Source organism: Micromonospora musae, assembly GCF_003626635.1.
Lineage (GTDB): Bacteria > Actinomycetota > Actinomycetes > Mycobacteriales > Micromonosporaceae > Micromonospora > Micromonospora musae.
In genome coordinates this window covers 233,186-246,178 of sequence record NZ_RAZT01000009.1, presented here as the reverse complement: position 1 = coordinate 246,178, position 12,993 = coordinate 233,186, and the positions used below count along the sequence as shown (strand labels likewise).

Sequence of the window (12,993 nt, the reverse complement as noted above, 5' to 3'; positions counted from 1 at the left end):
ACGGCCACCACCTGCCGAGAGGATCCTGATGGCAACCAGCACCACCGCGCCGGGTGCCCGCCCCGACCGGCGCGACCCCGGGGCCGCGACCGCGGCGCCGGCCCCGGCCCGGCGGCCCCGCCGCCCCCGGCGTTCGCTCCTGCCGTACCTGCTGCTCGTTCCGGCCGTCGTCCTGGAGCTGGCCATCCACGTGATCCCGATGGTGGTCGGGGTCTGGATGAGCCTGCTGGAGCTGACCCAGTTCCACATCCGGGACTGGTCCACCGCACCCTTCATCGGACTGGAGAACTACAAGGCGACGCTGGACTTCAACAGCGTGGCCGGCCGCGAGCTGCTGCACTCGTTCTGGGTCACGCTGGTCTACACCCTGCTCTCGGTGGGGCTGGCCTGGCTGCTCGGGATCGCCGGCGCGGTCGTGCTGCAACGACCGTTCCGCGGCCGGGCAATTCTGCGGGCGCTCTTCCTCACCCCGTACGCGCTGCCCGTCTACACCGCGGTGATCACCTGGAGCTTCCTGCTCCAGCGGGACACCGGCCTGGTCAACCACGTCCTCGTCGACCAGCTCGGGCTGCTCGACGACAAGCCGTTCTGGCTGATCGGCGACAACAGCTTCTGGTCGCTGCTCATCGTCTCGGTCTGGCGCAGCTGGCCGTTCGCGTTCCTCTGCCTCATGGCCGGCCTGCAGAACGTGCCGGACGAGCTCTACGAGGCGGCCGCGATCGACGGCGCCGGGTTCTGGTGGCGGCTGCGCTCGGTCACCCTGCCGATGCTGCGCCCGGTAAACCTGGTCCTGCTGCTGGTGCTCTTCCTCTGGACGTTCAACGACTTCAACACGCCGTACGTGCTCTTCGGCGGTTCGGCGCCGGCGCAGGCCGACCTGATCTCCATCCACATCTACCGCAGCTCCTTCAAGACCTGGGACTTCGGTTCGGGCTCGGCGATGTCGGTGGCGCTGCTGCTCTTCCTGCTGGTCGTCTCGGCCGGCTACCTGCTGATCACGAACCGCCGGAGGGACCATGCGTGAGACCGCCGGTGAGCGCTGGGGCCGACGGATCGTGCTGACCCTGCTCACCCTCTTCGTCGTCATTCCGCTCTACGTGATGGTCACCTCGGCGGCGAAGCCGCTGCAGGACGTGCAGAACGGCTTCACCTGGTGGCCCAGCCGGCCGACGCTGCAACCGTTCGTCGACATGTGGAGCACCGTGCCGCTGGCCCGCTACCTGGTGAACAGCCTGGTGGTGTCGAGCGTCGCTGCGGTCTGCTCGGTGGCGGTCGCCATCTTCGCGGCGTTCGCGGTGAGCCGGTACCGCTTCCGGGGCCGGGGTCTCTTCTCGGTGACCGTGCTCTCCACCCAGATGTTCCCCGGCATCCTGTTCCTGCTGCCGCTCTTCCTCATCTACGTCAACCTAGGCAACGCCACCGGGATCGAGCTGTACGCGAGCCGTACCGGCCTGGTCATCACGTACCTGACCTTCTCGCTGCCGTTCTCGATCTGGATGCTGGTCGGCTACTTCGACTCGATCCCGCGCGGGCTCGACGAGGCGGCGCAGGTCGACGGCGCCGGTCCGCTGCGCATCCTGTTCCGGGTGATCCTGCCGGCGGCCGTACCGGGCGTGGTCGCCGTCACCGTGTACGCGTTCATGACCGCCTGGGGTGAGGTGCTCTTCGCCTCGGTGATGACCGACGAGGGCAGCCGTACTCTCGCCGTCGGCCTCCAGGGCTACTCCACCCAGTTCAACGTCTACTGGAACCAGATCATGGCCGCCTCGCTGGTGGTGAGCGTGCCCGTCGTCGCCGGTTTCCTGGCGTTGCAGCGCTACTTCGTCGCCGGCCTCACCGCCGGCGCTGTCAAGTGATTCGATCCACCGCAGAGGAGAACCAACCCGTGCCGGACCTGTCCAAGCTGCCGCCCGACTTCCTCTGGGGCGTCGCCACCGCGGCGTACCAGATCGAGGGGGCCGTCGACGTCGACGGACGATCTCCGTCCATCTGGGACACCTTCTCGGCGGCTCCCGGGAACGTCGACAACGGTGACACCGGTGCCGTCGCCTGCGACCACTACCACCGCTGGCCCGAGGACGTCACGCTGCTGCGCCGGCTCGGCGTCGACGCGTACCGGTTCTCGGTGGCCTGGCCCCGGGTGCTGCCCGAGGGGGTCGGCGCGGTCAACGCGGCGGGACTGGACTTCTACGACCGGCTGGTCGACCGGCTGCTCGCCGAGGGCATCCGGCCCTTCGCCACGCTCTACCACTGGGACCTGCCACAGGCTCTGCAGGACCGGGGCGGCTGGCCCGAGCGCTCCACCGCCGAGGCGTTCGCCGACTACGCGGCGATCGTCGCGGCCCGGCTCGGCGACCGGGTGACCGACTGGAACACGGTCAACGAGCCGCTCTGCGTCTCCTGGATCGGCCACCTGGAGGGCAAGATGGCCCCCGGGGAGCGGGACCTCGACCGGGCGGTGCGTACCTCCCACCACACGCTGCTCGGACACGGCCTGGCCACCCAGGCGGTACGGGCGAACGCCGCCCGCCCGGCGTCGATCGGGCTGGTGCTCAACCTCAGTCCGATCGAGGCGGCCACCGACCGTCCCGAGGACGTCGCGGCGGCCCGCCGGATGGACGGCCACGTCAACCGCTGGTGGCTCGACCCGATCCACGGGCGCGGCTACCCGGCGGACATGATCGCCACCTACGGGATCGAGCCGCCGGTACGCGACGGCGACCTCGCGGTGATCGCCACCCCGACCGACTTCCTCGGAGTGAACTACTACTTCCGTCAGCTGGTCGTCGACGACCCGGCGGGGCCCCCGCCGTACGCCCGGCAGGTGCCGGTGCCCGGCGCGGTCGAGACGGCGATGGGTTGGGAGGTCTACCCGACCGGGCTCGAGCAGCTGCTGGTCTCGGTGCACGAGGAGTACCGGCCGGCGAAGATCATCGTCACCGAGAGCGGGTCGGCGTGGCCGGACACGGTCACCGCGGAGGGCACGGTCGAGGACAAGGAGCGCACCGACCAGCTGGAGGAGCACCTGGTGGCGTGCGCGTCGGCGGTGGCCCGCGGGGTTCCGCTCGCCGGCTACTTCGTCTGGTCGCTGCTGGACAACTTCGAGTGGGCGTACGGCTACGACAAGCGCTTCGGGCTGGTCCACGTCGACTACGCCACGCAGCGGCGCACGATGAAGGCGAGCGGGCACCGCTACGCCGAACTGATCCGCGCCCACCAGCGGCTCGCCGGTGCGGCCGGCGCCACCACCACGCCGGTGGCCTGAGCCCGTATCCACCTCCCGGGGCCCCGGGTGCCGCACCAACGGCACCCGGGGCCCTCCCCATTCCCACCCCCGACCCTCCCCACCCCCGGCCCTCCCCGTCGATCATGAGGTTGGCGGGGCCTTGGAGATCGGCTCCCCCGTCAACGTCATGATCAACGGACGGCGCCGAGGAGTCCCGCGTGGGGGAGAGCGCTCTCTTGACACAAGGGCGGAGCGTTCATAGATTGTTGACAGTCTATTTCACCGGTTTCCTTACAGTTCCCGTCCGCCGGACGGGTTGAGGCTCCGGACATCCGAGATCGCAGGGAGGCCTCCCATGCGCAGACTTCGTGCCGTCGCCGCACTGGCGCTCGCCGTCGTGGGGCTCAGCGCCGCGCTGACCGTACCCACCGCCGCACCCGCCGCCGCCGCACCCGGCGCGGTGACCTGGTCCGACGACTTCAACGGGCCCGCCGGCACACCGCCGGACCAGAACAAGTGGAAGTACGACATCGGTGGTGGCGGCTGGGGCAACAACGAGTTGCAGTACTACACCAGCAGCACCCGCAACGCGGCGCTGGACGGCAACGGCAACCTCGTGATCACCGCCCGCCGGGAGAACCCCGCCAACCACAACTGCTGGTACGGCAGCTGCCAGTACACCTCGGCCCGGCTGCTGACCGCCGGCACGTTCGCCCAGGCGTACGGCCGGTTCGAGGCTCGCATCAAGATCCCACGCGGCCAGGGGCTCTGGCCGGCCTTCTGGATGCTCGGCACCAGCAGCAACTCCTGGCCCGACCGGGGCGAGATCGACATCATGGAGAACGTCGGGCGCGAGCCCTCCACCGTGCACGGCACCCTGCACGGGCCCGGCTACTCGGGCGGCAACGCGGTCACCGGGCAGACCTCCCTGCCGGGCGGGCAGGCACTCGCCGACGCGTTCCACACGTACACCGTCGACTGGGCGCCCGACTCGATCACCTGGTACCTCGACGGCGTGCAGTACTCCCGCAAGACCCCGGCCGACCTGCGCGGCAACCGATGGGTCTTCGACCACCCCTTCTTCATGATCATGAACGTCGCGGTCGGCGGCAACTGGCCCGGCTCCCCTGACGGGACGACGGTCTTCCCGCAGCAGATGGTCGTCGACTACGTCCGGGTGCAGGCGTGGGACACCGGCGGCGGGGGCGGTGGCGCGCCGATCGTCGGCTACGGCAACAAGTGCGTGGACGTGGCCGGCGCCAGCACCGCCAACGGCACCGCGGTGCAGCTCTGGACCTGCAACGGCACCGCGGCGCAGCGCTGGTCCTGGGCCGGCGACGGTTCGGTGCGGGCGCTGGGCAAGTGCCTCGACGTGGCCGGTGGCGGCACCGCCAACGGCACGCTGGTGCAGTTGTGGGACTGCAACGGCAGCGCCGCGCAGCGCTGGGTCCTCAGCGCCGCCGGGGACATCGTGAATCCGCAGGCCAACAAGTGCCTCGACGCGACCGGAGCGAGCTCCGCCGACGGCACCCGCCTGCAGATCTGGGAGTGCACCGGCGGCCCCAACCAGAAGTGGCGCCGCTGACCGGCACGGTCACGGCGGAGTGGCGCGGCCGAGGTCGGCCGGGGTGTCGAGGTCGAGCGGAACGCCGACACCGTCGCAGGGCACCCGGACCACCAGGTCGGGCCGGGCGCGCAGCAGGTCGCGGGCGCCCCGGTCGCCGGTGGCGTACCGGTCGAGCAGCGGCCAGGTCTCGCGCCCGAGCAGCACGGGGTGGCCGGGACGCCCGGCGTAGGTGGCCGTCGCGACGACCGCGCCGCCGGCGTACGCGGCCCGCACCCGGCGCACCGCCGCCGGGCTGAGCAGCGGCTGGTCGACGAGGACCACCACGGCGGCCGCCACGTCCTCGGGCAGCGACGCCAGCCCGAGGCGCAGTGAGAGGCCCATCCCCCGGGACCAGTCGGGGTTGTGCACCAGGACCGCCTCCGGCAGCGGGGGCAGGCCGTCCACCCCGGCGCCGACCACGACGTGCGCCGGGGCGCAGCCCCCGGCGGCCAGCAGGCGCAGGGCACGGCGGACGAGCGGCTCGCCGTCGAACTCGACGAGCGCCTTCGGCCGGCCGAACCGACGCCCCGCGCCGGCGGCGAGCAGCAGCCCGGCCACCCTGCCCTTCGCCACGCGTCCCCCAGCCGGACAAGAGCTGTCGGTTTTCTCCCGATTAGTGTGAACAAAGCTACTATGGGCAGGTGCAGAATCGCTCCGGTAGCGCCTCGATCGCCGGCGACGAACGGTCGTCCCGGGTCGCGTTCACCGTCAACGGCGATCGCCGCGAGCTGACGCTGGACAACCGCACGACGCTGCTCGACACGCTGCGCGAGCACCTCGGCCTCATCGGCGCGAAGAAGGGCTGCGACCACGGCCAGTGCGGCTCCTGCACGGTGCTGCTGGAGGGGCGGCGGGTGAAGAGCTGCCTGATCTTCGCGGTCACCCTGGACGACTGCTCGATCACCACCGTCGAGGGGCTGGCCGGGCCCGACCGGCTCTCCCCGCTGCAGGAGGCGTTCGTCGCGCAGGACGCGTTCCAGTGCGGCTACTGCACGCCGGGTCAGCTCTGCTCGGCGCGCGGCGTGCTCGACGAGCTCGCCGAGGGGTGGCCGAGCGCGGTCACCGAGGACCTCACCGGCGTCGTCCGGCCGACCGACGCGGAGATCCGCGAACGGATGGCCGGCAACCTGTGCCGGTGCGGGGCGTACCCGCACATCGTCGCCGCGATCCGGGAGACGGCGGGCGAGCGATGAGGGAGTTCCGGTATCGCCGCCCGACCGACGTCGACGAGGCCGTGGCGCTGCTCGACGCGGACCCCGACGCCGCGTACCTGGCCGGCGGCACCAACCTCGTCGACCTCATGAAACTCGGCGTGCAGCGCCCCGACCTGCTGGTGGACGTCAACCGGCTGCCGCTGGGCGGCGTCGAGCCACTGCCCGAGGGCGGCCTGCGCGTCGGCGCGACCGTACGCAACAGCGAACTCGCCGCCCACCCGGTGGTACGCCGGGACTACCCCGTGCTCGCCCGCGCGCTGCTCGCCGCCGCCTCCGGTCAGGTGCGGAACATGGCGACCACCGCCGGCAACCTGTTGCAGCGCACCCGGTGCTTCTACTTCCAGGACACCGGCAAGGCGTGCAACAAACGGGATCCGGGCAGCGGCTGCGCGGCCCGGCACGGGCAGAACCGCGAGCTGGCCATCCTGGACTGGTCCGAGGAGTGCGTCGCCACCCACCCGTCGGACCTGGCCGTCGCGCTGGCCGCCCTCGATGCGGTGGTCGAGGTGGCGGAGCCCGAGGGAACCCGGGACGTGCCCTTCGTCGAGCTGCACCGGTCGCCGGGCGAGCACCCGGAGCGGGAGACCACCCTCCGACGGGGTGCGCTGATCACCGCCGTACGGATCCCACCGCTGCCGGCCGCGCGCCGGTCGGCGTACCTCAAGGTTCGGGATCGGGCCTCGTTCGCCTTCGCGGTCGGTTCGGTGGCCGCCGTGCTCGACCTGGACGGGGACGTGGTGCGTGACGTCCGGCTCGCCTACGGCGCGGTCGCGCACCGACCCTGGCGCGCCTACCGGGCCGAGGCGGAGCTGCGCGGCCGGCCGTTCACCCCGGAGCTGGCCGGGCAGGCCGCGGACGCGGAGCTGGCGGCAGCGCGCCCGTTGCGGCACAACGGGTTCAAGGTGCCGCTGATCCGCGCCGTCACCGTCCGCGCCCTCACCGAGCTGGCGGAGTCGCGGCGATGAGCGGCGGGCTCGGCGTGCGGACCGGGGCGGAGCCGTGAGCGCTGGCGCGGTGGGCCGGGCCCACCCCCGTCTGGAGGGCCCGGAGAAGGTCACCGGCACCGCCCGGTACGCGGTCGAGTACCCGCTGGAGGACGTGACGTACGGCTGGGCGGTTCCCGCGGCGGCGGTGCGCGGGCGGATCACCCGGATCGACCCGGACCCGGCGCTCGCGGTGCCGGGCGTGCTGGCGGTCCTGCACCACGGCAACGCCCCGCGGCTCTCGCCCGACGTCGAACCGGAGCTGTACCTGCTGCAAGATCCGGCGGTGCACTACCGCGGTCAACTGGTGGCCCTGGTCGTGGCGGAGAGCATCGAGGCGGCCCGCGAGGGCGCGCGTCAGGTCCGGATCGACTACGACACCGAGCCGCACAGCACGGTGCTCACCGCCGACCACCCCGGCCTGTACCGACCGGAGAAGGTCAATCCGAGCTATCCCACGGACACCAGCGAGGGGGACTTCGACGCCGCGTTCGACGCCGCCGAGGTGCGGGTCGACGCCACGTACCGGACTCCGGCGTACCACAACAATCCGATGGAGCCGCACGCCACCACGGCGCAGTGGCGCGACGGGCGGCTGCTCGTGCACGACTCCAACCAGGGCTCGACGGCTGTGCAGGCCGCCCTGGCCGAGCTGTTCGGAATTCCCCGCGACTCCGTGCGGGTGATCAGCGAACACGTGGGCGGCGGGTTCGGCAGCAAGGGCTACCCGAAGGCGGCCGTGGTGCTCGCCTCGCTCGCGGCCCGGCAGGTGGACCGGCCGGTTCGGCTCGCCCTCACCCGGCAGCAGCTCTTCGGGCCGATCGGCTACCGCACTCCGACGATCCAACGGGTACGGCTCGGCTCCGACGCGGACGGTCGGATCGCGGCGATCTGCCACGACGCGATCAGCCAGACCTCCACCATCACCGAGTTCGCCGAGCAGACCGCCGTCTACACCCGCAGCATGTACGCGGCGCCGCACCGGCGCACCACCCACCGGCTGGTCCGCCTCGACGTGCCGACCCCGTTCTGGATGCGGGCGCCGGGCGAGTGCCCCGGCGCGTACGCCCTGGAGTCGGCGATGGACGAGCTCGCCTCCGCCTGCGGGATCGATCCGATCGAGCTGCGGGTCCGCAACGAACCGACTGTCGACCCCGACCAGGGGCATCCGTTCAGCAGCCGCAACCTCGTCGCCTGCCTCATCAGGGGCGCACGCCGGTTCGGCTGGGGTGACCGCGACCCGCGTCCAGGTGCCCGCCGCGAGGGACGTTGGCTGGTCGGCACCGGGGTGGCCGGCGCCAGCTACCCCGCTCGGGCGCGGGCGTCGGCCGCCACGGCCACCGCGCTGCCCGACGGCGGCTACCTGGTCCGGATCAACGCGACCGACATCGGCACCGGGGCCCGTACGGCGCTGTGGCAGATCGCCGCGGACGCGCTGGACGTACCACCGGAGCGGGTGACCATCCGGATCGGCGACAGCGACCTGCCCCCGGCGGGCGTGGCCGGCGGTTCGATGGGCACCGCCTCGTGGAGTTGGGCGCTCACCCGCGCCTGCCAGGAGCTGCGCGACCGGCTCGGCCACCACTCGGGCTCACTGCCGCCGGAGGGGCTGACCGTCGCGGCGAGCACCGCCGACGAGATCCGGGCCCAGAAGCCGATGGCCCGCTACGCGTACGGCGCGCACTTCGTCGAGGTACGGGTGGACGCGGAGACCGGTGAGGTCCGGGTGAGCCGCATGCTGGGCGTGTTCGCGGTCGGCCGGGTGGTGAACCCGACGACCGCGCGCAGTCAGCTCATCGGGGGCATGACCATGGGAATCTCCATGGCCTTGCACGAGGAGGGGTTGCTCGACGAGCGGTACGGCGACTGGGTCAACCACGACTTCGCCACGTACCACATCGCCGGGTGCGCGGACGTCGAGCAGATCGAGGCGGAGTGGGTCGCCGAGGAGGACTCCGACCTGAATCCGACCGGGGTGAAGGGGCTCGGCGAGATCGGCATCGTGGGTTCGGCGGCGGCGATCGCCAACGCCGTCCGGCACGCCACCGGCGTACGGGTGCGCGACCTGCCGATCCGGCTGGAGAAGCTCGCCGGCTCATCATCCTTTACTTAATTAACCTGGCGCTGATATAACTTCTGGGTGCATGCCTTCGACGTGTTGGGCGACCCGGTGCGGCGCCGCATCCTCGAGCTGCTCGCCGGGGGCGAGACGACCGCGGGCGACATCTGCGCGGTGATCCAGCGCGAGTTCGGCATCTCCCAGCCGGCCGTCTCACAGCACCTGAAGGTCCTGCGCCTCAACGGGTTCGCCACCGTCCGGCCCGACGGCACGCGCCGGCTCTACGCGGTCGACCCGCGCCCGCTGCACGACGTCGACCAGTGGCTCGACCACTTCCGCCGGTTCTGGACCCCACCGCTGAGCGCGCTCGCCACCGAGCTCGCCCGTGGCAAGCGGGAGCGGCGACTGCGGGACCAGTCCGGCGACACCCCCGACGGGCCGCCGCCGCAGGCCACCACCGACCCGAACGAACGGCCGCGCCGGCCGGCGCCCACCGGCGGGGGCGAGCGGCCAGGGCGGCAGGCGTCCACCGACCAGGGCGAGCAGCCACGGCGGCAGGCGTCCACCGACCAGGGCGAGCGGCCACGGCGGCGAGCCACGGAAGTCCCCGATGACAGGAGAGCACGATGATTGACGCCACCGAGCAGATCAACGCCGTCCGGCGGCAGGTCGGCAGCCGGACGCTGGAGGCCGGCGAGGCCCGCGTGACCACCATCGGCCAGACGTACGACGCGCCGGTCGAGGACGTCTGGGACGCCTGCACCAACGCCGAACGGATCCCCCGCTGGTTCCTGCCGATCTCCGGCGAGCTGCGGCTGGGCGGCCGATACCAGCTGGAAGGCAACGCCGGCGGGGTCGTCGAGACCTGCGACCCGCCGCACAGCTTCACGGCGACGTGGGAGTACGGCGGCGAGGTCAGCTGGATCGAGGTTCGGCTGACCCCGCAGGACGGCGACCGCACCCGTTTCGAGCTGCACCACATCGCGCACGTCGACGACGACCGGTGGGCGCAGTTCGGCCCGGGCGCGGTCGGCATCGGCTGGGACCTCGGGCTGCTCGGCCTCGCGACGTACTTCGGCACGCCCGGCGCGGGCGTCCGTCCGGAGGACGCCGAGGCGTGGTCGGCCTCGGCCGAGGGGCGGTCCTTCATGACGCTGGCCAGCGAGCGCTGGCGCGAGGCGAGCGTCGCCGCGGGCACCGACCCCGAGGCCGCCCGCGCCGCCGCCGAGCAGGTCACCGCCTTCTACACGGGCGTCTCGGCCTGAGCCACCGCGTCGCGGGCGACCGGCCCGACCCGGGCGGGGCACGGGGGCGCCTCGGCGCGACTCGGGCGGGGCGGCGCGGGATGTCCCGGCCGACCGGGGCGCGGCGCGGTCCTGCGGTGTGATCGACTCGGAGTCAAGGAAGTCGGGCTCTCCGGCACGCCCCGACGGCCCGACTTCACGGATACCGAGTCGATCTTGTCGGTGTTCTCCGGCACACTGCGTCCATGCCCTCCCCCCGCTCGGTCGACGACCTGACCGCCGCCGTGCGCGCCGGCCAGCGCGTGCGCTACCTCTTCTTCTGGGGCCACCGGCCACAGCCCGACGGCAGCGTCGGCGCGGGCTGCCTCAGCCAGTGGTGGCCCGCCCCGTTCGGCGACGGTGACCGCACCTTCGCCACCGCCGAGCACTGGATGATGTGGCAGAAGGCGCGGCTCTTCGGCGACGAGGAGACGGCCGAGCACATCCTCACCGCCACCCACCCGCACCGGGCCAAGTCGCTCGGCCGGCAGGTGCGCGGCTTCGTCGAGGCCCGGTGGGAGGCCGCCCGCTACGACATCGTGGTGGCGGGCAGCGTCGCGAAGTTCGGTCAGCACCCGCGGCTGCGGGAGTTCCTGCTCGGCACCGGCGATCGGGTGCTCGTCGAGGCGAGCCCGATGGATCGCGTCTGGGGCATCGGGCTCGCCGCCAGGGACCCGCGCGCCGACGACCCGGGCGCCTGGCGCGGCGCCAACCTGCTCGGCTTCGCCCTGATGGACGCCCGCGACGTCCTCCGCGATACCACCGGCACTTGATCGACTCGTCTTCAAGGAAGTCGGGCTGTCCGGGCGACTCGGACAGCCCGACATCCTGGATGTCGAGTGGATCTTGTGGCATCGGTCGATCACGCGGGTAACGTGCTGCGGCATGACCGGTGCGCCGTACTCTCACTGTTCCTTCTGCGGGGCGAGCTACCCGGCGGCGGCCGGCTGGCCGCGGGTCTGCGCGGTCTGCGGGCAGACGGTCTGGCGCAACCCGCTGCCGGTGGCGGTCGCGGTGCTCCCGGTACGCACCCCGGCCGGCGTCGGCGTGGTGGTGGTCCGGCGCGACATCGAGCCCGCCCGCGGGCAGCTCGCCCTGCCCGGCGGCTTCATCGAGTACGGCGAGGAGTGGGACGAGGCGCTGGTCCGGGAGCTGCGGGAGGAGACCGGCCTGGTCGCGTCGGCGCGGGACGCCACGCTCTTCGCGGTGCACTCCGCGCCCCGCGGCGGCACGATGATGGTCTTCGGCGTGCTGCCCGAGCAACGCGCCGAAGAGCTTCCCGCGTCGGCGCCGACCGAGGAGGCCACCGAGTGGCTGGTGCTCACCGAGCCGGTCGAGCTGGCCTTCGACACGCACACCCGGGTGCTCGCCGACTTCCTGGCCGCCCACCGCGCCGGCTGAAACGCGTCCCGCCCGGCGTCGACAGCGACGCCGGGCGGCGTGCCGGCCGCGCCGCGTGCCGTCTCCGCGCGGGGCAGCGACGCCGGGGACGCCGCCACCGGCACCGCCACCCACCGCCCGGCTTCGGCACCGCCCGCTGACGGTCAGGCGGCGGCGCGGTCGACGACGGGTCGGCGGCGACGCCCCGGGTCGGTGAGCGCCGGCGGACGCCAGACCCCGTCGGCCGCGTACAGGTCGGTGCCCGGCGCCACGATCTCGTCGATCCGGTCGAGCGCGGCGTCGTCGAGGGTCAGTTCGGCGCCGGCCAGCAGCCCGTCGAGCTGCGCCATGGTGCGCGGCCCGATGAGCACCGAGGTGACCGCCGGATGCGCGGCGGGGAACGCCACCGCCAGCTGCGGCAGCGTGCAGCCGAGCTGCCCGGCCAGGGCCGCCAGCTCCTCGACCGCCCGGTACTTGGCGGCGTTGCCGGGGAGCGCCGGGTCGAAGCGGGCCGGGGTGAGGGTGGCCCGGCCGCTGGTCAGGTCGGCGGGGCGACCGTCGCGGTACCGGCCGGAGAGGAAGCCCGAGGCGAGCGGGCTCCAGGTGAGCACACCCATGCCGTACCGCTGGCAGACCGGCAGCACGTCCGCCTCGATGCCCCGGGCGAGCAGCGAGTACGGCGGCTGCTCGGTGCGGAACCGGCCCAGCGCCCGCCGCTGCGAGACGTGCTGCGCCTCCACGATCTCCTCGGCCGGGAAGGTGGAGCAGCCGAAGGCCCGGATCGTGCCGTCCCGGACCAGGTCGGTGAGGGCGCCGAGGGTCTCCTCGACGTCGGTGGTGTGGTCGGGACGGTGCACCTGGTAGAGGTCGATCCAGTCGGTGCCCAGCCGCCGCAGGCTCTCCTGGACGGCCCGTACGATCCAGCGCCGCGAGTTGCCGCTGCGGTTGCGCCCCTCCCCCATCGGGAAGTGGACCTTGGTGGCGAGCACGACGTCGTCCCGCCGGCCCCGCAACGCCTTGCCGACGATGACCTCGGACTCACCGGCGGAGTACATGTCGGCGGTGTCGACGAGGTTGATCCCCCGGTCGAGGGCGGAGTGGATGATCCGGACGCACTCGTCGTGGTCCGGGTTGCCGACCGCGCCGAACATCATCGCGCCCAGCGCGTGGACGCTGACCTGGATGCCGGTGCCGCCGAGAACGCGGTAACGCATGACTGAACTCCCCGTCGTCGTACCGATG

General features: G+C 72.7%; 12 protein-coding genes and 1 pseudogene. 11 read left to right on the top strand and 2 right to left on the bottom strand.

The window, feature by feature from the left end; translation table 11 throughout:
- Window positions 1-28: 28 nt before the first annotated feature.
- The 4 genes from D7044_RS19485 (at window position 29) to D7044_RS19470 (ending at window position 4,811) form a co-directional block, all read left to right on the top strand.
- A complete protein-coding gene (locus D7044_RS19485) occupies window positions 29-1,024 on the top strand; it encodes a carbohydrate ABC transporter permease (protein ID WP_120689774.1) in 996 nt (331 codons plus the stop codon).
- On the top strand, window positions 1,017-1,856 hold the full coding sequence (locus D7044_RS19480; RefSeq protein ID WP_120675107.1) for a carbohydrate ABC transporter permease: 840 nt from the start codon (window positions 1,017-1,019) through the stop codon (window positions 1,854-1,856). Before D7044_RS19485 ends, D7044_RS19480 begins: the two co-directional genes overlap by 8 nt.
- Before the next feature lie 29 nt (window positions 1,857-1,885).
- Window positions 1,886-3,265 (top strand): GH1 family beta-glucosidase, encoded by a 1,380-nt coding sequence (locus D7044_RS19475; RefSeq protein WP_120689773.1) that lies wholly within the window; start codon window positions 1,886-1,888, stop codon window positions 3,263-3,265.
- Window positions 3,266-3,581: 316 nt separating this feature from the next.
- The gene (locus D7044_RS19470) at window positions 3,582-4,811 is read left to right on the top strand and encodes a glycoside hydrolase family 16 protein (RefSeq protein ID WP_120689772.1); all 1,230 of its coding nucleotides are present in this window, start codon (window positions 3,582-3,584) and stop codon (window positions 4,809-4,811) included.
- A 9-nt stretch (window positions 4,812-4,820) separates the two neighbouring features.
- Here D7044_RS19470 and D7044_RS19465 read toward each other — a convergent pair whose 3' ends face one another.
- Window positions 4,821-5,405 carry a nucleotidyltransferase family protein gene (locus D7044_RS19465; RefSeq protein WP_120689771.1) on the bottom strand — a complete coding sequence of 195 codons (585 nt, stop codon included), beginning with the start codon at window positions 5,403-5,405 and terminating at the stop codon, window positions 4,821-4,823.
- A gap of 95 nt (window positions 5,406-5,500) precedes the next feature.
- Here D7044_RS19465 and D7044_RS19460 point away from each other — a divergent pair, with 95 nt between their 5' ends.
- The 7 genes and pseudogenes from D7044_RS19460 to D7044_RS19430 all read left to right on the top strand — a co-directional run bounded on the left by D7044_RS19460 (window position 5,501) and on the right by D7044_RS19430 (window position 11,772).
- Window positions 5,501-6,025, top strand: a complete 525-nt coding sequence (locus D7044_RS19460; protein WP_120689859.1) for a 2Fe-2S iron-sulfur cluster-binding protein — start codon at window positions 5,501-5,503, stop codon at window positions 6,023-6,025.
- Window positions 6,022-7,011 carry an FAD binding domain-containing protein gene (locus tag D7044_RS19455; protein ID WP_120689770.1) on the top strand — a complete coding sequence of 330 codons (990 nt, stop codon included), beginning with the start codon at window positions 6,022-6,024 and terminating at the stop codon, window positions 7,009-7,011. The genes D7044_RS19460 and D7044_RS19455 overlap by 4 nt, the downstream gene beginning before the upstream one ends.
- Window positions 7,012-7,045: 34 nt before the next feature.
- A complete protein-coding gene (locus tag D7044_RS19450; RefSeq protein WP_120689769.1) occupies window positions 7,046-9,142 on the top strand; it encodes a xanthine dehydrogenase family protein molybdopterin-binding subunit in 2,097 nt (698 codons plus the stop codon).
- Between the two features lie 27 nt (window positions 9,143-9,169).
- Window positions 9,170-9,520: pseudogene (locus D7044_RS33440) on the top strand (ArsR/SmtB family transcription factor); the annotation flags it as partial.
- A gap of 194 nt (window positions 9,521-9,714) precedes the next feature.
- Window positions 9,715-10,353, top strand: a complete 639-nt coding sequence (locus D7044_RS19440; RefSeq protein ID WP_120689767.1) for an SRPBCC family protein — start codon at window positions 9,715-9,717, stop codon at window positions 10,351-10,353.
- A gap of 224 nt (window positions 10,354-10,577) precedes the next feature.
- A complete protein-coding gene (locus D7044_RS19435) occupies window positions 10,578-11,144 on the top strand; it encodes an NADAR family protein (RefSeq protein WP_120689766.1) in 567 nt (188 codons plus the stop codon).
- A gap of 112 nt (window positions 11,145-11,256) precedes the next feature.
- The gene (locus tag D7044_RS19430; RefSeq protein WP_120689765.1) at window positions 11,257-11,772 is read left to right on the top strand and encodes an NUDIX domain-containing protein; all 516 of its coding nucleotides are present in this window, start codon (window positions 11,257-11,259) and stop codon (window positions 11,770-11,772) included.
- Between the two features lie 143 nt (window positions 11,773-11,915).
- Here the strand turns inward: D7044_RS19430 and D7044_RS19425 are convergent, their stop codons facing one another.
- Window positions 11,916-12,965: an aldo/keto reductase gene (locus tag D7044_RS19425; RefSeq protein ID WP_120689764.1), complete on the bottom strand. Its 1,050-nt coding sequence runs from the start codon at window positions 12,963-12,965 to the stop codon at window positions 11,916-11,918.
- Window positions 12,966-12,993: the final 28 nt, after the last annotated feature.